The 19,322-nt window shown below is 42.3% G+C and carries 15 protein-coding genes, 1 tRNA gene and 1 riboswitch; of the genes, 5 read left to right on the top strand and 11 right to left on the bottom strand.

The window, feature by feature from the left end; genetic code table 11:
* Window positions 1-3: 3 nt before the first annotated feature.
* The 3 genes from pheS to ACLD5M_RS00180 are packed head-to-tail and all read right to left on the bottom strand — an operon-like array spanning window position 4 to window position 3,128.
* Window positions 4-1,113, bottom strand: coding sequence for a phenylalanine--tRNA ligase subunit alpha (gene pheS / locus ACLD5M_RS00190; RefSeq protein ID WP_410314291.1), 1,110 nt, complete (start codon window positions 1,111-1,113; stop codon window positions 4-6).
* Between the two features lie 35 nt (window positions 1,114-1,148).
* Window positions 1,149-2,087, bottom strand: a complete 939-nt coding sequence (locus ACLD5M_RS00185; RefSeq protein ID WP_410314290.1) for a TrmH family RNA methyltransferase — start codon at window positions 2,085-2,087, stop codon at window positions 1,149-1,151.
* A 60-nt stretch (window positions 2,088-2,147) separates the two neighbouring features.
* Window positions 2,148-3,128, bottom strand: a complete 981-nt coding sequence (locus ACLD5M_RS00180; RefSeq protein WP_410314534.1) for a cation diffusion facilitator family transporter — start codon at window positions 3,126-3,128, stop codon at window positions 2,148-2,150.
* Between the two features lie 373 nt (window positions 3,129-3,501).
* Between ACLD5M_RS00180 and ACLD5M_RS00175 the strand changes: the two genes are divergently transcribed.
* Entirely contained in the window at window positions 3,502-4,413 is a 912-nt protein-coding gene (locus ACLD5M_RS00175; RefSeq protein WP_410314289.1) for a hypothetical protein, read from the top strand.
* 361 nt (window positions 4,414-4,774) lie between these two features.
* On the opposite strand, the gene ACLD5M_RS00170 is transcribed toward ACLD5M_RS00175, so the two are convergent.
* The 5 genes from ACLD5M_RS00170 to eno form a co-directional block, all read right to left on the bottom strand.
* Window positions 4,775-4,858, bottom strand: a tRNA-Leu gene (locus ACLD5M_RS00170).
* Window positions 4,859-4,986: 128 nt separating this feature from the next.
* Window positions 4,987-6,651: a DUF501 domain-containing protein gene (locus tag ACLD5M_RS00165; protein ID WP_410314533.1), complete on the bottom strand. Its 1,665-nt coding sequence runs from the start codon at window positions 6,649-6,651 to the stop codon at window positions 4,987-4,989.
* Window positions 6,652-6,705: 54 nt separating this feature from the next.
* Entirely contained in the window at window positions 6,706-7,182 is a 477-nt protein-coding gene (locus tag ACLD5M_RS00160; protein ID WP_004128105.1) for an FtsB family cell division protein, read from the bottom strand.
* 157 nt (window positions 7,183-7,339) lie between these two features.
* Window positions 7,340-8,254: an L-lactate dehydrogenase gene (locus ACLD5M_RS00155; RefSeq protein WP_004128103.1), complete on the bottom strand. Its 915-nt coding sequence runs from the start codon at window positions 8,252-8,254 to the stop codon at window positions 7,340-7,342.
* Window positions 8,255-8,449: 195 nt separating this feature from the next.
* Window positions 8,450-9,745: a phosphopyruvate hydratase gene (eno, locus tag ACLD5M_RS00150; RefSeq protein WP_004111411.1), complete on the bottom strand. Its 1,296-nt coding sequence runs from the start codon at window positions 9,743-9,745 to the stop codon at window positions 8,450-8,452.
* A 148-nt stretch (window positions 9,746-9,893) separates the two neighbouring features.
* A riboswitch (TPP riboswitch) is annotated at window positions 9,894-10,010 on the top strand.
* Between eno and ACLD5M_RS00145 the strand changes: the two genes are divergently transcribed.
* The 3 genes from ACLD5M_RS00145 to ACLD5M_RS00135 all read left to right on the top strand — a co-directional run bounded on the left by ACLD5M_RS00145 (window position 10,000) and on the right by ACLD5M_RS00135 (window position 12,725).
* On the top strand, window positions 10,000-10,821 hold the full coding sequence (locus ACLD5M_RS00145) for an ABC transporter permease (RefSeq protein WP_410314288.1): 822 nt from the start codon (window positions 10,000-10,002) through the stop codon (window positions 10,819-10,821). (Overlaps the previous riboswitch by 11 nt.)
* A 56-nt stretch (window positions 10,822-10,877) precedes the next feature.
* Complete coding sequence (locus tag ACLD5M_RS00140; RefSeq protein ID WP_410314287.1) at window positions 10,878-11,882, top strand: ABC transporter substrate-binding protein; 1,005 nt, start codon at window positions 10,878-10,880, stop codon at window positions 11,880-11,882.
* Between the two features lie 27 nt (window positions 11,883-11,909).
* The gene (locus ACLD5M_RS00135) at window positions 11,910-12,725 is read left to right on the top strand and encodes an ABC transporter ATP-binding protein (protein ID WP_410314286.1); all 816 of its coding nucleotides are present in this window, start codon (window positions 11,910-11,912) and stop codon (window positions 12,723-12,725) included.
* A 75-nt stretch (window positions 12,726-12,800) separates the two neighbouring features.
* Here the strand turns inward: ACLD5M_RS00135 and mfd are convergent, their stop codons facing one another.
* From mfd to ACLD5M_RS00120, 3 genes are all read right to left on the bottom strand, one after another.
* A complete protein-coding gene (gene mfd / locus ACLD5M_RS00130) occupies window positions 12,801-16,355 on the bottom strand; it encodes a transcription-repair coupling factor (protein WP_410314532.1) in 3,555 nt (1,184 codons plus the stop codon).
* A 16-nt stretch (window positions 16,356-16,371) separates the two neighbouring features.
* Window positions 16,372-16,971: an aminoacyl-tRNA hydrolase gene (gene pth / locus ACLD5M_RS00125; RefSeq protein ID WP_375169543.1), complete on the bottom strand. Its 600-nt coding sequence runs from the start codon at window positions 16,969-16,971 to the stop codon at window positions 16,372-16,374.
* Between the two features lie 131 nt (window positions 16,972-17,102).
* A complete protein-coding gene (locus ACLD5M_RS00120) occupies window positions 17,103-18,143 on the bottom strand; it encodes an ABC transporter substrate-binding protein (RefSeq protein ID WP_032841610.1) in 1,041 nt (346 codons plus the stop codon).
* A 383-nt stretch (window positions 18,144-18,526) separates the two neighbouring features.
* Here ACLD5M_RS00120 and ACLD5M_RS00115 point away from each other — a divergent pair, with 383 nt between their 5' ends.
* Window positions 18,527-19,318, top strand: coding sequence for an ABC transporter permease (locus ACLD5M_RS00115; protein WP_410314285.1), 792 nt, complete (start codon window positions 18,527-18,529; stop codon window positions 19,316-19,318).
* Window positions 19,319-19,322: the final 4 nt, after the last annotated feature.

Genomic DNA, 19,322 nt, shown 5'->3' with positions numbered 1-19,322 from the left:
GTTTTACTCCCCCATTACAAACTGTTGTGCGAAGCGCTTATCGCCTTCAACCAAATCATGCATATCGTTAATATCGTGACGAAGCAGCAAAGTGCGTTCCAAACCAACACCAAAAGCGAAGCCAGTGTAAACTTGCGGATCTAAACCTGCAGACTTCAAAACATTTGGGTTGACCATACCGCAGCCACCCCATTCAATCCAACCTGGGCCACCCTTTTTATCTGGGAACCACAAATCAAGCTCAGCGCTAGGCTCAGTAAATGGGAAGTAGCTAGGACGCAAACGGCTTTTAGCGTCTGGACCAAACATTGCAACAGCCAAACGGTCAAGAACGCCCTTTAAGTCAGCCATTGTCAAGTTCTTATCTACAGCTAAAGCTTCACACTGGTGGAATACTGGAGTGTGAGTTGCATCAAGCTCATCTGTGCGGAATACGCGACCAGGTGAAGCAATATAAAGAGGAACTCCACGCTCAATTAATGCACGAACCTGATCAGAAGAAGTCTGCGTGCGCAAAACCATGTTTGAACCAACAAAGCCTGCAGCATCCTTAGCTTGATTTCCCTGAACGTAGAAAGTATCCTGCATTTGACGCGCAGGATGATCTGGACCAAAATTCAACGCGTCGAAATCAAACCATTCAGTTTCAACTTCTGGACCTGCAGAAATCTGCCAACCCATAGACACAAAGAAGTCTTCAAAATCTTCAATAATACGAGCTATCGGATGACGAGCACCAAGAGGTTTGCGATTCACCGGAAGAGTCATATCAACTGTTTCAGCAGAAAGCATACGTGCTTCTTCAGCAGATTTAACACGCTCCGAAGCCTGAGCAAATGCACGTCCAAAATCAGCTCGCAAAGTTGACATTACTTTGCCAACTTCCTTCTTTTGATCTGCAGGAAGTGAACCAATAGCCTTGCTCGCAAGAGTCATCACTGACTGAGCACCAGCATATTGAGTTTTCACCGCCTTTAACTCGTCCATGTTCTGAGCTGCAGCAGCACGAGCAATACCTTCTTTGACTGCTTGAGTTACAGCTTTAACGTCGAATGGCTTATTATCGGTCACAGCACCCTTCCTATCTGTATTACGCGTATCCACATGTTTCATTATGTTCTATACACTGTTAAAAATACTGCCCAAAGCTATATTTTTCGCTCATGACTAGACATAGCCAAGCCCATAAGCATTACTGCTGCGCTTGTTGCAAGGTTCATTGATTCCGCTTTACCGTAGATTGGGATAATTGAAATATTGTCAACTTGCTGCAATATTTCTTGAGGAAGACCACGCGCTTCGTTGCCAAATAAGATTGCTAAAGAAGAGCTGGTAAGCTCAGTATTTGCAAGAATCTTTGGGAAAGGCACAGGTTTCAGCTGATCAGTTCCGTAAATATCCGCTGCAATAACGCGAATATTTGATTTTTTAGCGTAATCAAACCAGTCTTGAACGCTTAATTGCACTACAGGAAGATGAAATAGCGAACCAGCAGTAGAACGCACAAGCTTAGAATTCCAACGACTTACGCAATCGTCAACAAAAACAACAGCATCGCAGCCTGCAACATCTGCAACACGAATAATCGCACCCGCATTACCAGGATCTCTTACCTGCCAGCAAGCTGCAATCAAAAGAGGATTATTTGTATTGCCTGCGCGCTCAGAGCCTTCTGCATTAACAAAGTTTTCTGCACTAACAGACTTTTGCAAATTCTTAAACTCGCCTACGTAAATCTCATCTAAAAATTGCGCATCGCTAACAGCAACAATTCCTTGCGAATCAGAACTTATTTTTTGCATAATACTTGATTCAACAGGATGAACATATAAATCTTTAGATAACGCTTCTTTAATAATTTCTTGCAAAGAAGAAGATTGATTAGCATCTTCTTCATTGTTAACGCAAACCTCTTTAGTAACGTAAATATCACTTATTGAATCTGAAGCGTAACGAACAGCCTCACGAACACTTTGAGGACCTTCAACCAAAAAACGCTTAGAAGCATGCGAGTTGCCTTTGCTTAACGCTACAAGTCTACGCACACGCTCGCTGTGTGTATTATCAATTAATTCTTTTAAGGGCATATTTACACTTTACTTCAAAAACGAATGCAACACAGTTAAATAATAACCAAGCTTCAAATATTACTCGTGATGCTCAGAAGAACTAGAAGTGGTATAGCCTTCAGGCTCCAACTGGAAAGTAGTGTGCGAAACAGAAACAGGAAAATGCTCACGCAAGCAATCCTGAAGCTGGGAAAGCACCTGAGCGCATTGAGCCATAGTAATGTTCGGCTCCACAACTACGTGAGCCATAAAAATTGGCATGCCAGTAGAAACAGTGCTTGCGTGCAAATCATGAACAGCAAGAACATGCGGCACATGCTCTAAATGCTCACGAACTTTATCTAAATCAAGCCCTTCTGGAGTTTGTTCAAGAAGAACCTTAACAGCATTCTTCAATAACTTCAGAGCGCGCGGAATCATAAGAATAGCAATAATCGCGCCGGCAATAGCATCAAAACCAGCCCAACCAGTGCTCATCATAACAATTGCGGAAATTACAACCGCCACAGAACCCAAAGCGTCATTCATAACCTCAAGGAATGCGGCTCGCATATTCATGTTGTCTTGCGATTGAGACATAAGAATTACAAGCGAAGCAAGGTTTGCAGCAAGGCCGAGTATGCCGAAGAAAAGCAGTTGATTTACATCATGAATGCCTTGGTGGCCACTTCCAAAAAGACGCATTCCAGCCTCAACAAGAGCATATACGCCAACAATTAGCAAAATAATAGCACCGGCTGCAGCAGTAATAACCTCAAGACGAGCCCAACCCCACGTGCGCTTACTACTTGGACGACGACGCATAAGAATTGCAGTAACAGTTGAAGCTGCAAGAACGGAAATATCCGTAAGCATATGGCCTGCGTCAATAAGAAGCGAAAGAGAATTCGTGAGGAAAGAGCCGATTACTTCGGCAAAAAATACGATTGAAGTAATAGAAAGAGTAAGAAGTAAGCGGTGCTGGTGGGTGTGACTTGCGTGGATTGCGGCAGCTTGAGAAGCTTCGTTGGCGTTGGTGGTGGTGCTGGTACCTGTGCTTGCGTTGGTATTGTCGCTTATTGAGTATGAATCAATGCCGTTAGTTGAAGTTACACCGTTATGATTATGCACTTTCTAAGCCTCCTCTAAATACAGGAACGATATTATTTCTCAATATCATTCGCATTTTCTCTTATACGCAATGAACCCCAGCCAAAGCCGGGGTTCAAAATTGCTAAACTATCATATCTACAACTATGTAATCACACGCTGTCGACATAAGTGTGTAAGCGGAAATAAGTGCAACCTTCAAAAATTTTATTTAATGCAACTTGTCAAAATTTTATACAAAATAAAACGCGCAAATAAAAAAAAACAGCTAACGAAACATACGTAATAACAATCAAATAGAATATAGTATAACCTAGCTTGCGAAACTACAGATAGGAAACTTATGAGCAAGAATATTACGCGCGTTACTAAGCATAAAACTACAACTCGCTCTATTGTAAATACTATTTTGGGCATACTTATTACTCTCACAATGTCGGCATCACTATTTGCTGCTCCCGAGGCTGCGTATGCTAGCGAAAATAAAGTAAACTCTTGCATTGCAGCAATTCAAAAATCTGACAATAGTACCAAAACGATTGCCGCAGGTTCTTGGTTTGACGGAGTTAAAAATTTTTGGAAATCGATTTTTAAAGGTAAAAATAAAGACGGAAAAAAGGATGAAAAAAGTGACAAAAAGGGAAAGAAAGACGAGAACTCAAAGAAACACATCGAAGTAGTAGACGAAAACGGATTAACAGCAGAAGAACGCAATAAAACAAAAGCCGACAACAAAAAGTCTAAGAAAAAGCAGACTCGCAAAAAGAAGAAAAATCGAAAAAATCGGAAACGCAAAAACATTAAAAATGGTATAAAACGCAAAAAGAAAACTACAACGCGTAATCGCAAACGTGTTAATCGTAAAAGAAAAAATAGAGTAAAGAAAATAGTGCGCTCTAACACTAATCGCAATACCACCAATAGTGGAAATAATGGCGATAAAAATAAAAACACAGGCAATGATTACAAACAAAATCAAGCCCCTACTCCTGCACCTTCTCCTGCACCTGCTCCATCACCACAGCAACAACCACAGCAGCAAGTTCAGGCTCCTGCACCAGCACCTGCACCAGCACCAGCACCAGCACCTGCTCCAGCACCTCAGCAACAGACGCCACAACATTCAGGCGCAATAGTTGTTCATCCAGGTTCTTTCTGCAACTCAGGACCGGGAGTAGAAGCTGCATCAGCAAAAGGTGTGCCTATGGTTTGCAGCGACAATGGCGAAGGACGCACTCGCTGGCGCAGACGATAACGCAGATTACGTACTGCGCGAGTAACAATAAATCACACTTTTTCGTTACTAACGCAGTCTACGTACTGCACCAGTAACGCATGACCGTTGTTTTCTCAGTCTTATGACTGAGTTAGTAACGGTATTTGGGCTATCAGTGTTACTTCCTCAGTTCGTTAGCTGAGTTTTTAACAGTGTTTTGGCGATTACCGTTACTTTCTCAGATACTTGACTGAGTTTTTAACAGTGTTGAGGCTTGTGGCTTATGCCACAGAATATTCATCAGCCTAGCTTTACACACTTTTTGGCCTATAACCCTGGAAACCCCCAAAAGTTAATCAAAAAAGCGCCGCACAGCTAAAACTGTACAGCGCTTTGTTCGTGCCTCCGGTGGGACTCGGACCCACAAGCCCGTAAGGGCGTCAGATTTTAAGTCTGATGCGTATGCCAATTCCGCCACAGAGGCAGCAATCAATTATTATGCCATACATCACCGCAAAGAACAAGACGGCGCGTGGCGAAAATATAAACACACACTTGCTAAACACTCGTTAAACATGCAGCTCCATCAAACACTTGCCAAAAACACTCAACTCAGCGTTCTAAACCAAGCAGTCTGCGCCCCAAATCAAGCGTAATGCCATCAAGCAAACCATGTTCACTCGCCACAAAAGTATCCAGCACCCCACCATGATCCTCATACGCAGCTTTTGCTAAACGCTCAAGCACGCGGCTCCACACCACAGCTCCGCCGCCAACAACATCAACGCGCCCAGGGTGAATCGTCGCATACGAGCGCCTACGCTCACGCGTCATGCGCAAAAATCGGTTATTAACCGCGTACGCCTGATCAAGCCCAATTTTAACTCCGTCAACAGCCGAGTGATCATAATGCTTCAAGCCCATTGTTAATGCAGCCATTGTAGTAACAGTTCCAGAAACTCCAATAATAGTGCGCACGCGCCCAGCAGGAACAACTTTGAAAGCTTCGTCAATATGCTTGTCAACGTCATCAATTGCAGCTTGGATTTCGTCTTCAGTAGGCGGATCAGTATGCAAATGACGCTCAGTCATGCGCACAGAACCAACATTCATCGAATATGCTGCAGCAACCTTGTGAGCAGGCAAACTCTCTCCATCCCCTCCAAGCACAAGCTCAGTAGAACCTCCGCCTAAGTCAACTACAAGATACGGCGGCTGCAAATCATCGCGCGAAACAACGCTAGTTGCTCCAAGAAAACTAAGCGACGCCTCTTCCGTACCACTAATAACTTCAGGTCGAACACCTAGCTCATCAACCATCATCTGCTCAAAAATTTCACGATTTTCAGCATCTCTTGTAGCCGAAGTTGCCACAAAACGAATCGCATCAACCGGATGCTCTTTTAACACCTGCGCAAATTCGTGCGCAGCATCACGAACTCGTGCTAAAGCATCGTCCGCAAAGCGGTGCGTTTCGTCAATTCCCTGCCCAAGTCTAACAACGCGAAGCATTCTAGGAACAATATCTTTCATTCCATGTTCAGAAACTTGCGCAATTTTAAGACGAATAGAATTAGTTCCACAATCAATTGCAGCAACAGTCACAGATTTTTCTTCACTATTACTACCAACATTTTTTCTAGTATTTTTTATACTATTTTTTTCGTCCACAACAACTTCCGTTTCTTCAGCATCACAATCATCGCTCCATGGAGTTGTGCAACGGCACACGTTTGGATCAAACTCATCCTTAATTCTCTCCAACACCATGTCACCAATAGGATTCACACCCTTGCCCATTACCAAGGTTTGCGCAAGCAAAGCATGCAAGCATTTCACGCGCACAGGCATACCACCTGCACTCATATCGCTAATATGCTCTTCACTATCCCCCAACGAAACAGCCAATGCATGACGGAATGCCAAATAATACTTATGCGCCTGTTCATACTGCTTCTTAACAGCTTCGTCCGTCTGCAACAATTCGTTAAATTCTCGCATAAGACCGTTTGCCTCTACATGAGACACTGCTTTTACAGCTTCGGGATTTGTTAAATAGCAAGTAGTTGGAAATGGTGTGCCATCTTGCAAACACGGCCTTGTTATAACCGCAAGAGGCCGGCCACAAACGCAGCGCGCACCAACAGCAACCATTCCCCTCGGAAACCTTCCAAGCTGCTTCTGAACAATCGCACGTTCAGCATCGCTTGCTGGCGTTTTAAGTAAACGCTTTACAGCATCTTCTGGAGAGTAATGATTATTGTCATTTTTTTGCATAATATTTGAACTTTCTGGCATATTTATTTTTCCCAGCACAGCTTTACTGTAATTTTATTGCAATGGCAAATTATCTGGCTTGTCTGCTTTGTGTATTGCATACATCAAATCACTATACCAAGGTAGAACAGTACGATTCTTAGTTTCGCTATTTTCCTGCGCAAACGCATTAGGCAATGTGCCTGTTACAGCTTCAGGATGCTCCACTCTAACTGCCTGTTCCCCTGGAAAAACAAAACCAAGACGATCTCGAGCCTGAGCTGCAATATACGCTTTATCTTTCCAGCGTTCAATATTATTGTCGAGTGTACGTTTTTGCTCTTTTAACGTACTTTCTTCGCGCTGCAATGCGTGAAGTTCAGCCAAACTTAGAGCATAATTTCTAACTGTAGAAATGCACTCAATTGAACCAACTGTAACTATAAAAACCATGAGTAGAAAAACAAGCGGTCCTGAAAATAGTCGACGCTGCTGCATCGGTGACTGTGTTTCTTCACCTGCTGCTTTCGTACGGCGCTTCCTCATAACCATACATTCTAAATTACTTGATGTATTCGACGTGAAAAACACAATAATAATGGTCAGTTACTAAACAGCAACTGACCATTACTACCTAATTATTTCGTTAGATTACTTTTATAATATTTCGATATATTACATCGCTATATTACTTTTAGATTATTTTAGATTATTTTGCTTGAGCTTTACTTAAGATCGTATCTGCAGAATGCTGCAACTTTTGCAATTCTTCTTCAGTTAGATCAAGCTTGCACTGCTTTACAATACCTTCGCGACCCACGATTGCTGGGTAAGAAAGATAAGAATGGTATTCCTCGCGATAGTTCGAAACAGGCATCTGCTCTTTAGAATCCGAAAGAACAGCATGAACTAGACGAACTGCAGCGGCAGCAATACCGTAATTCGTGTACTTCTTGCCATAGAACACCGTAAAGCCGCCTTGGCGAGTTTCCTCATCAACAGCGTTCAAATCAATATTCTTTTCTTTTGCGAGCTCAGCAATTGGCTGTTCAAGAACCTTAACTGTTGACCACGCAACAAACTGTGAATCGCCATGCTCACCCAAGCTATAGCCCTTCACTGCTTTTGGATGTACTCCGAAGAATTTACCAACAGCGCGATGAAGTCTTGCGGAATCAAGCAAAGTTCCAGTGCCAATAACTTTTTCATAAGGAAGACCAGTTGTTTCTTTATAAAGCTGGCAAATAGCGTCGCAAGGATTCGTAATATCAACTAAAACACCATGGAAGCCAGAAGCTTTAATCTTTGCGCCAACTTCTTCAACTTGAACACGATTATGTTTAAGTTCTGCGAAACGATCAGGATTTGGAACGTCTAAAAGTCTAATATTGCCCATAGCACTTACGATAACTTCAACATCTTTCAAAGCATCGTAATCATTGACAGTAATGTTTACGTTAAAAGGCAAATTATCCATTGAATCCTCAAAATCCAATGCATCAGCCTTAACCTTAGCTTCATTCTTGTCATACAGGTATAACTCGTCGGCGTAACCACCAACAACAAGCTGGTGAGCAACAGCTGCACCAACATTTCCCATACCGATAACTGCTACTTTTCGCATAATGAAACATCTCCTTCTGTTTCGAGTTTCTCACAAAAATATCACCATTATGCTGAGAATGAAAGTAAATTCAAAAAAATTTTTTGCGTGTCTTGATTTTTTCAAAAATATTTACAAAAAACGGCCAGCCGAAAACACGACTGACCGTTTAAACTTAAAGACTTAAGAAGATTTAAGTTACTTAAAAGTAGAAAGTTACTTCATATACTTCTTGCAAGCCTTAAATGCACTGTAACCAGCGTACTGAGCGGTAGAACCAAGCTCTTCCTCAATCTCAAGCAAGCGGTTGTACTTAGCAATACGCTCGCCACGAGCAGGAGCACCAGTCTTAATCTGGCCGGTGTTCTTAGCAACAGCAAGATCAGAAATTGTGGTGTCTGGGGTTTCGCCAGAACGGTGAGAAACCATAGAGGTGAAGCCATTCTTGGTTGCAAGTTCAATAGCGTCGAGGGTTTCGGTGACGGAACCAATCTGGTTCAACTTCACGAGCAAGGAGTTAGCTGCACCAAGCTCAATACCCTTAGCCAAACGCTTTGGATTGGTGACGAGCAAATCATCGCCAACGAACTGCAAACGATCACCAAGACGCTTGGTGATTTCTGCCCAATCATCCCAGCCTTCTTCCTGGAATGGATCTTCAATGGAAACGATTGGATACTCGTTGATGAGCTTCTCGTAGTAATCAAGCATGTAAGCAGATTCGCGCTCTTCGCCATCGAAACGATACTTACCAGTTTCCTTGTTGTAGAACTCAGAAGAAGCAACGTCAAGAGAAATACCAATCTGCTTGCCTGGCTCGTAGCCTGCGGCTGCGATTGCATCCATGATGTACTTCAAGGAATCCTCATTGGACTTCATCTTTGGAGCGAAGCCGCCTTCGTCGCCAAGACCAGTAGCCAAGCCTTCCTTCTTCAAAACATTCTTCAAGGTGTGATAAACCTCAACGCCAGCGCGCAAAGCATCGCTGTAGGTTGCGAAACCGTATGGAGAAATCATGTATTCCTGAATATCGGTTGCGAAATCAGCGTGAGCACCACCGTTCATGATGTTCATGTTTGGAACTGGAAGAATGTGACCATTGGTGCCGCCAATGTAGCGGTACAACGGAAGCTGAGCAGACTCAGCAGCAGCGTAGAGAGCAGCGAGGGAAACGCCGAGAATTGCGTTAGCACCAAGCTTGCCCTTGTTTGGCGTGCCATCAAGCTCAATCATTGTTTCGTCAAGAGCGCGCTGATCGGTGGCATCCATGCCGATAACCTTAGGAGCGATTACTTCGTTGACAGCCTTAACAGCTTCCAACGTGCCCTTGCCCTGATAACGGGACTTGTCGCCATCGCGACGCTCCCAAGCTTCTGCCTCACCAGTAGAAGCACCAGAAGGCACTAAACCAATACCCTGAGCGCCATCTTCGGTCTCCAAATAAACCTGAACAGTAGGATTTCCACGAGAATCCAAAATTTCGCGTGCATATACGCTTTCAATAGCTGCCACAACTACTCCTTTATACCTATGGGTTGTGATGACTCTTTTAAGATTAGTGCGTTTTATGGACGTTATATTGTATTTGCAAGTGTTTATGCCGAGAACGTTCACGTGTCGCGAATTTGTACGTTTTGTCCATGCCTGTGCGCCATAATAGCGAACTGACACGGGGTGCAACCTTACGCATTCATATGATTTTGCGGATATTGCTGAGAACATACCCGTCGAACCTGATATAGCTAGTACTATCGAAGGGATGTCGGATGAATATCCACTTTCGCGAGCGCAAAACTGAATGTATTGCAAACAGCAAGCAAGCGAATAAGAAAGCAAATAAGTCGTTAAAATCTTTTAGCGCTTGGCTTTCTACAATAGTTATAGTTTTTTGCTGGTTTATTATTACGCTCGGCCCTGTTGAAAACCGCGCTCTTCCTTCCCCATTCGAAGTTGTTAAAGCTTTCGTAGATTTACACAATGAGGGAATACTGTGGCCGTCTCTTGCAATAAGCATTTTTAGGGTTGTTGCAGGTCTTCTTTTGGGTATTGCGTTTGCACTTCCTGCCGGAATTCTTTCTGGAGGAAGCGCAATAGGTGAAACAATAATAAACAAGCCTAGCCACATGATACGTTCAATACCGTTCCCTGCTCTAGCTCCTCTTCTTATTATTTTTCTTGGCGTTGATGAGCTTATGAAGATTATGCTTATTGCAGTGGGCGTTTTTGGCCCTATGTATGTAAATATTCGCGATGGTGTTCGTAATATTGACCCTCGCCTTATTGAACTAGCTAAGGCTTATCATATTAAAAAATCTACTATTTTCACCACTATTTTTATGCGCGGAACTCTTGCTAATTTTATGACTGGATTGCGTTTTTCTATTTCCGTTGCATGGGTTGCACTAGTTACTTGCGAAACAGTTAATTCTTCTATCGGAATCGGCTATATTCTTTCGAGAGCGCAACAATTCTTTAGGCCGGATCAGATGATGGCTTGCATAATTATGTACGCAATTGCAGGTCTTGGATCCGAAATTACGGCAAATATTTTCGAATACTTACTCATGCCAGAACGAAGAATTTCCTAAAAATAAACACAATAAACAAGAAACACAAGATAATAAACACAAAAAAGGAGCCAACTATGGTTAATTTCAAATTAAAAAGCGCAAGCAAGCGTGCCATTTGCGCATTGTGTGCTCTTTGCACAGCAGTTGCACTAGCTTCATGCGGAAGCGCTCAGAAATCTTCAAGCAACGCATCTTCAGCAAAAGAAGATACTGGCACTATGCGTGTTGCTTATCTTTCTACAGCAAACTATTTAACTACATTGAAGAACGAAAAGTTCTTGCAGGAAGAGTTTGGAAAGTCTAAAGTCACTTACACTGGTCCTTACACTCCAGTTGATGGCCTTACTGCAGTAATGAGCGGTAGCGCAGATGCAACAACTACAGGAACTGGCCGTTTTATTGATCTTATTGCCGAAGGTCAGCCTTGGGTTGCTTTTGCACTCGAATACTACAATGGTGATTCTCAGGGAATTGTAGCATCTGCAAAAAGCGGCGTAAAAAGCTTAAAAGACTTGTATGGAAAGAAAGTTGCTATTATTCACAATGGCGACACTGGCGACTACATGCTTCATCGCGCTTTCGATAAAAGCGGTTTAGACGTTTCTAAAGTTCACAAAGTTGAAATGAGCCCTAAAAACTTCCAGGCTGCTTTCTCTTCTGGACAGATTGACGCAATTTCTTCGTTCGACCAGAATCTTGCAGCAGCTATGACTACTCCTGGCTCTAAGTTACTTGTAAATGCTAAGAAGTACGGCAATATGAACGTTACTATTCATATTGTTTCTAGAAGCTTTGCTAAGAAACATCCTGAACTTGTGAAGAAAATGTATAAGGCTCTTGTGCGCGAAGCAAAGAAGTCTCACAAGGAAAAGAATGTTATTGGCAACGCTTATAAGCAGCTTGGTGCGTCTGACACGATTATTAAGCAGATTGAAAAGTTTGATAATCCAACAATTAGACCAATCGACGCTAAAGGCTTGGAAATGATGAAAGTTCAAGCCAAGGAATACGTTAAGTACGGTTTGATTAAGCAGGCTCCAAAGAATTTGGATGATTTTGTAATGGACTGCAGCAAGTAAACGTTATTACCTAACTAAAATACGACTATGTTTAAGAGCATTTTTCATAAGCGTCACAATGCTGAAGTTTCGGAAGAATCTACTTACGAATCGAATATTAACGATAGTGATTACTGCGTTAGTATGGAGAATCTTGGTATTTCTTTCGCATCTTCAGAAAGTAAAAATACAGAAGATAATTCTGCAACTAATTCTTCTTTCGTATTGAAAAACATTACGATGAGAATTAAAAAGGGCGAATTTGTGTCGCTTATTGGTAGATCCGGTTGCGGAAAAACGACGCTTTTGAAAATAATTTCAGGACTTCTTACTCCTACTGAAGGTAGCATTTACGCCACAAGTCGTCAGGCTATTGGTTTCCAAGATGCGAGATTAATACCTTGGCTTTCTGTGAGCAAAAATGTTGTTTTTGGTATGGAAGCTAGTAAGCAAGAACTTAAAGATATTGCACATTTAGCGCTTTGCCAAATGCAGCTTGAAGACTACGATAACAAGTGGCCATCTCAGCTTTCTGGCGGCCAGCAGCAGCGCGTATCTTTAGCAAGAGCTTTAGTTAGAAATCCTGAATTATTGTTGCTTGACGAGCCTTTTGGTGCTTTGGATGCTCTTACTAGATTCGACATGCAAGATTTGCTTAATAAACTTCAATCTGAATACGGCTGGAGCACGCTTATGGTTACGCACGATATTGCGGAAGCTGTGAGACTTTCTGACCGAATTCTTATGATTAAAAATGGTGAGATTTATAAGCAATGGCATATTAATCGCGAGAATCTTGACGCTCAAAATCGTCCATTAAATCATAGTGAAATAGAAGATGAGCTTAGAGAAGCGTTACAATAAGTAAACTCGAAAAAATGATAAAGGCGACTGCAAAATAAGCGGCCGCCTTTATTTATAAAATAAACACAAGCAAATTTACCAAGCTAAATCTTCAAGAAGTTGGCGCACCCATGAAAGTATTTCATGCTCACTCATTGCGCTAGTTCCAAGCGAAGATTCAAAAGGCGCTGGAATAATAAGCATATGAGTAAGAGGACGATACTTTGCTCCGCGGTAAATTCTTTGCAAACGCATCCACAACGACTCTTTTGGATCGATGCCAACAACTCGCACTGATTTTCCTTGAGAGCTAATTTGCGTAATACCAAGCTCTCGAGCCTTAAAACGCAAGCGAGCAACATCACACAGCGCGCCAAACGCTTCAGGCGGCTCACCAAAACGATCCAACAACTCGTCGTGAAGATCCTTCAAATCGTCATCATTACTTGCGCAAGCAAGCTTACGGTACACTTCCAAACGAAGCTTGTCGGAAGCAATATAATCAACCGGAATCGAAGCTTCAATAGGTAAATCAATAGTTACCGAAACAGGCTGAACGCGTTCTGGTTCCTTATACTTCTCAACAGCTTCTGAAACCATGCGAACGTAGAGATCAAAACCGACTCCCTCAATATGCCCACTTTGCTCATCGCCAAGCAAATTACCTGTGCCACGCAGCTCCAAATCTTTCATAGCAACATCAAAACCAGAACCTAAAGCCGTGTGCTGAGCAATAGTTGCAAGACGATCGTGAGACTGCTGAGTCATTGGCTTAGTTGGATCATACAAGAAGTAAGCGTATGCGCGCTCACGTCCTCGCCCAACTCGCCCACGAAGCTGATGCAATTGACTTAAACCAAATCTGTCGGCATGATCAACAATAAGCGTATTCGCATTAGAAATATCAAGTCCGGTTTCAATAATCGTAGTGCAAACGAGCACGTCAATATCTCTATGCCAAAAATCGCGAATTACCGCATCAAGCTGCTTTTCACCCATTTTTCCGTGCGCAATAGCAACGCGCGCATCCGGCACAAGCTCGTTAATTTTGCTTGCAACAGAACTAATATCTTCTACGCGGTTGTGAACGTAAAAAACCTGTCCACCACGCAACAATTCGCGTTTAATACAAGCTGATACTTGCGAATCTTCATAAGCGCCAACATAAGTCAAAACTGGAAGACGGTCTTCTGGAGGCGTAGCAAGTGTAGACATTTCACGAATACCAGTTACAGCCATTTCAAGCGTTCTTGGAATTGGCGTTGCTGAAAGACTTAATACGTCGACGTTTGTACGCAAAGCTTTTAACGTTTCCTTATGCTCCACGCCAAAACGCTGCTCTTCATCTATTATGACTAAACCTAAATCTTTGAACTTTATGCTAGGGTTCAAAAGTTTATGAGTTCCAATAACAACGTCAACGCTTCCGTCTTGAAGCCCGCTTAAAGTTTCGTCAATTTCTTTAGTTGTTTGGAATCTACTCATTGCAGCAACTTTTACTGGGAATCCTTCAAAACGATTCGTAAAAGTTTCGTAATGCTGTTGAACAAGCAATGTTGTTGGAACCAGAACAACAACCTGCTTAGAATCCTGAACAGCTTTAAAAGCTGCACGCAACGCAATTTCAGTTTTTCCAAAACCAACATCGCCGCAAATTAAGCGATCCATCGGCATTGGTTTTTCCATATCTGCTTTTACTTCATCAATAGTTGTCAGCTGATCGGCAGTTTCTTGGTAAGGAAATGCGTCTTCCAACTCTTTTTGCCAAGGAGTATCTTTACTAAACGCAAAACCGCGAGACTGCTGACGCGCGGAGTAAAGTTTAATAAGATTTTCCGCAATTTCGTGAACATGCTTTTTAGCTTTTGCCTTAGTTTGAGCCCAATCCGAGCCTCCAAGCTTATTAAGTTTTGGTATTTCGGCACCAATATATTTGCTAACTAAATCAAGCTGATCTGTTGGAATAAATAATTTATCTGCAGGAGCGTTACGTTTACTTGGCGCGTATTCGATTACTAAATATTCACGAGTTGCAGTTCCACCAGTTACTGCAATATTTCGCTGCTTCATGCCAATAAAACGACCAATACCATGCTGCTCGTGTACTACAAAATCTCCAGGCTTTAGTTCCATTAAGTCGATTGCTTTGCGCCTGCGTTTTGGCGTTTTTAATTGTGTTGAAGCAGAAGATTTACCAGTTAAATCGCGCTCTGTAAGCACAGCTATACGCGCTTTTGAATCAATAAAACCGTCGCTTAAAGAAGAACGTACTGTAGTAAAGTTTGCAACTCCTGTTGTTCTAACAGCTCTTCTTAATCTAGAAAGAGTACCAGAAGCTGCTGCAGTAATAGTTACATCAAAACCGTCATCTATAAGAGATGATATTCCGCCTGAAACTTTCGAAGAATCTCCCCTAAATTCTTCAGGAGCCTTAACAGGTAAAGAGATATTTCCTGCAAGCGTATCGTCTACGCCGAATGATGTTAATTTCCAAACATCATGATTAGAAAATTCTAATGCAGAAAGAGTTTCGTCAAAATCTAAGAAATTAGCTTGATCAAAAGTAATAGGAGCGCCAGCCCCAAGACCAGAAGCTGCAACATGCCAGCTGGCTGCCAAAAATTCGTTTGCAGTGGACGTAACATCTTCTGCTGCTCTTCTGCATTTTTCCGGGTCAGAAAGCATTATTACAGCATTTTTAGAAAACATGTTTTGCACTGATTCCATGTTGTCAACTAATGCAGGCAGCAAGGATTCCATACCTTCTACCGGTATAGAATTTGCAATGGATTCAAGCATGTCATCAGCATTCGGAATTTTGCCAATAAGCGAACGCGCACGCTTACAAATTTCCTCTGTAAGTTGCAGTTCTCTACAAGGAGTTGCCCAAAGTTTTTCAATATTATTTCCGTATGTGCGCTGATCTGAAGCATGGAATTGCTTCATTGTGTCAATTTCGTCACCAAAAAATTCAATACGCACTGGATGCGTCATTGTTGGCGCAAATACGTCAATAATTCCACCTCGAACAGCAAATTCTCCACGCTCCATAACCAAATCAACGCGCGTGTAAGCATTTTCCACCAACCGCTTAGTTGCGTCTGTAATAGAAAGTTCTTTTCCACACTCAAAAACTAGCGGATCTACATCTCCAAGTCCTGAAACTACTGGCTGAATAAGAGATCGAACAGGAAGAACAAGAACTCGAATTGGTCCAAATAAAGAACTACCTTCTTCTGGATGCTTAAGCCTACGAAATACTGAGATTCTGCTCGCAACAGTATCTGCGCGAGGTGAAAGACGCTCGTGAGGCAAAGTTTCCCATGCCTCTAGTTGTGCAATGTCTTGCGGATTCCCCCTATACCAGTCACGAAGAGATTCAGTGAAATCTGCCGCATCTTTGGCTGAAGGAACAATAACAACAACAGGCATATTCTCTGCAAGAGAAGCTGCAAGAGCCGGTCGCACTCCAAGAGGCGCTGCAATATTAAGCTCGCCACTTTCTGCATGTTTTTGAAACTTGTTAATTGAATCAATATTATTTTTCGATAATGCACAAAATATTTCATCTTTACTGCATAAATCTAGCAAAATATCATGCAAATTGATTGATGATTCTTCTGTTTCAATATTTTTTAATTTTGCAGCCATTTGTATTGACCTGTTATCAGCGGCCATTAAAATGCTCCTGAGTTGCTGCAAGCCCTCGGAAAATAACGCTTTCTGCAGCATCAGCACCGTCAGCTAAGAAGTTAGGAAGCTCAGATTTTTGAGTTCCACCAAAGCCGCCAAGCACCCAATTTACAGTATTATCATGTGCATGAGCACCACGCTGAGCATGACCTACGCCCATGCGAACGCGAGCATATTGTTGAGTTCCAAGGGATCTGTCAATAGACTTAATACCATTATGGCCACCTGCGGAACCGCCAGCTTTTACTTTAATTCTGCCAAAATCTAAATCCATATCGTCGTGGATTATAACAATATGATCCGGCTCAATCTGATAGTAGGAACTTATAGATGAAATAGCAGCTCCTGAATTGTTCATAAAAGTTAGCGGCTTAGCAAGGAAAAACTTAGCCATTTTTCCATCCAGATTCATCACACCTTTGCCAAGTTTTGCTAAACCTTTGTGGTCTGCAAGAGACACCGACCAGCGCTCTGCAAGCACATCCGCTACCATAAAACCCATGTTGTGACGCGTGCCTTCATACTTTGTTCCAGGATTTCCTAAACCTGCAATAAGCCAAAAATCAGATGCCATACATCCCCACCCCAATTCGCATAGGTAGCCAACAACAAAACGGGCGCATCGATTGAAGCTGGATTTCCAACTACCCGATACGCCCTCATATACTGTAATCTATTTTAGCAAGACTCAAGTCATTGCGTAAACTACTTCAAAAATTCGTCTGTAGTTAATTCTTTTGCTTGAGGAGTTTTATATGTTACTTTGCCTTTAGAATCCGTATATGCGCCTTCCTTACTTAGGAAGTTGAAGTATTCTTGAGCACCCTTAACATCATTCGTGCCGAACACAAACTTGCCGCTTTTTATGTCTGCACGATTGCCCCAATATTGCCCGTCAACAATCATCTTCATGCTTCGCTTAACGAATTTCACATCAAGATTAGCTTCAGGAGCTTCTTTTACTAAAATATTCGCAGCTTCATCTGGATGATTGTAAGCATATTCATAACCGCGCTTAACGGCTTTAACAAAAGCACGAACAAGCTTCGGATTGCGCTTAACCGTGTTGGCGTGAGTAATAATGCCAATAGTGTCCTGCTGGCCTGGCACGCCATAGTCTGCTTCTTTAAAGCAACGCAACTTTGGACCATACATTTGCGCTTGCACGCCTTCCCAAGTTCCATAAAAACCACCAAAATCAGCTTTTCCGGATTCAAGAGTTCGGAACGTGGAAGTGCCAACAGTAACCTTATCGAACTTACCTTCGCCACCATCATGCTGAATCATTCTGCGAATAACAGCATCGCCTTCTGCAGATCCAAAGGTTGCAAAAGTTCTACCATCAAAGTCTTTAGGAGAATGAATTTTAGTGTTTTTATAAAGAGAGCACCAAATTGCGCTAGGCTTTTGCTGAACTTGCAAAACTTCCTTCAATTTAGCGCCCTTTGTGCTGAAATCTGCAAGATTAGTAGTATTACTTAAAGCAAAATCCGCAGCTCCAGAGTCAACAGCATGCTCGGCACCAGTTTGAGACACAGCCAAAATATTCACGTGTAAACCAGCTTGCTTAAACCAGCCCATATGCTTTGCCACGTATACGCCAATATGATTAGTATCTGGTATCCAAGAAAGCATAAACGAAACGTTTTGAAGACCAGATTTACTATTCTGCTTACTGTTGTTTGATCCGCACGCGCACAAAGACAGAATGCAGCATGAGCTTATAAAAACTGCTGTTGCGCGCATAATATTTTTATTAAATTTAAAACAAAAAGCTCGCGCATTGCGCCATAATTGACATATCATGAGTTCCCTAACTTTCTTAAAAATCCGCTTTCTGGGAATGTGACACGAACTTGGCAGAAAACGGTATCAAGGGCCTAGCCCGCGCCGTTCAATGCCCCCGAAAATTAGAACTTTCGGTTTGCCACACATTGACTCACGAAACGACTAAATTATGCACTAATCGAAAGACAAATACGCATAAAATACACGTTTGCTAACTACATACTAGCTATGTGATATTTTCATACAAGAAAGTTTGTAAAATTTTATGTTGTTTGATTGGGGCAGCAGTCAAGCAGCTACAACAGGCATTATTGCTTGTATATTGAAAGGAACGATATTCCATGACGCGCGCGCGTTGGAAATCACTACTGCATAATTATCTGCCAACAGTAATTTCTATTATTACGTTACTAATTTTTTGGCAGCTTTCTTGCGAATTTTATAAAATTCCAGAAAATTCTATTCCAACTCCGACAACTATTGCAAAAGCCACTTGTGAAGTGTGGCCGCAATTATGGCCTGCAACTCTTGCAACTATTGAAGAAACGGTTATTGGTTTTAGTTTTGCCATTGTGTGCGGCATTTTACTGGGCGTACTTTTTCACGTATGCAAGCTGGTTCACGCAGCTTTGTTCCCCCTTCTTTGTGCTGCACAAACGTTACCACTTATTTCGATTGCCCCTCTATTTCTTATATGGTTCGGTTTCGAAATGTCTGGAAAAATAGTTATCGTAACTATTTTCAGCATGTTCCCTATTGCTGTTCAAACAATTAGAGGTCTTGATGCAGTGCCAAGTTTTTATAGCGATGTAGCTTTAACGTGCGGAGCTGGACGAGTTTGGACGCTTTGGCATGTAAAATTACGAGTTGCAGCGCGCCAAATTTTTGGCGGTATTCGCATTAGCGCAGCCTACGTTTTTGGCGCAGCTACTACTGCAGAATATCTTGGCGCTCGTCAAGGATTAGGTATTTGGCTGCAAGCTGCATATAATTCTTTCCGAACCCCCCTCATTTTTTCAGCGACTTTGGTAATTATTGCTTTTACAGCATTGCTTATGGGAGTAGTCAATATTAGTGAGCGTCTGCTTCTTGGCCCTGTAAGCGATGACGAAGATCCAGACAACCAGCTTTAAAACA

It is taken from the genome of Gardnerella sp. Marseille-Q9185, from assembly GCF_046508745.1.
Taxonomy (GTDB): domain Bacteria; phylum Actinomycetota; class Actinomycetes; order Actinomycetales; family Bifidobacteriaceae; genus Bifidobacterium; species Bifidobacterium greenwoodii.
This window is presented reverse-complemented; position numbering and strand designations above follow the sequence as displayed.

Bases quoted from the DNA above. Each gene is read 5' to 3' on its own strand.
- ACLD5M_RS00165 (WP_410314533.1), bottom strand. From the start codon at position 6,651: ATGCAAAAAAATGACAATAATCATTACTCTCCAGAAGATGCTGTAAAG.
- ACLD5M_RS00185 (WP_410314290.1), bottom strand. From the start codon at position 2,087: ATGCCCTTAAAAGAATTAATTGATAATACACACAGCGAGCGTGTGCGT.
- ACLD5M_RS00140 (WP_410314287.1), top strand. From the start codon at position 10,878: ATGGTTAATTTCAAATTAAAAAGCGCAAGCAAGCGTGCCATTTGCGCA.
- mfd (WP_410314532.1), bottom strand. From the start codon at position 16,355: ATGGCTGCAAAATTAAAAAATATTGAAACAGAAGAATCATCAATCAAT.
- ACLD5M_RS00120 (WP_032841610.1), bottom strand. From the start codon at position 18,143: ATGCGCGCAACAGCAGTTTTTATAAGCTCATGCTGCATTCTGTCTTTG.
- pheS (WP_410314291.1), bottom strand. From the start codon at position 1,113: ATGAAACATGTGGATACGCGTAATACAGATAGGAAGGGTGCTGTGACC.
- ACLD5M_RS00115 (WP_410314285.1), top strand. From the start codon at position 18,527: ATGACGCGCGCGCGTTGGAAATCACTACTGCATAATTATCTGCCAACA.
- ACLD5M_RS00175 (WP_410314289.1), top strand. From the start codon at position 3,502: ATGAGCAAGAATATTACGCGCGTTACTAAGCATAAAACTACAACTCGC.
- pth (WP_375169543.1), bottom strand. From the start codon at position 16,971: ATGGCATCTGATTTTTGGCTTATTGCAGGTTTAGGAAATCCTGGAACA.
- ACLD5M_RS00135 (WP_410314286.1), top strand. From the start codon at position 11,910: ATGTTTAAGAGCATTTTTCATAAGCGTCACAATGCTGAAGTTTCGGAA.
- ACLD5M_RS00155 (WP_004128103.1), bottom strand. From the start codon at position 8,254: ATGCGAAAAGTAGCAGTTATCGGTATGGGAAATGTTGGTGCAGCTGTT.
- ACLD5M_RS00145 (WP_410314288.1), top strand. From the start codon at position 10,000: ATGAATATCCACTTTCGCGAGCGCAAAACTGAATGTATTGCAAACAGC.
- ACLD5M_RS00160 (WP_004128105.1), bottom strand. From the start codon at position 7,182: ATGGTTATGAGGAAGCGCCGTACGAAAGCAGCAGGTGAAGAAACACAG.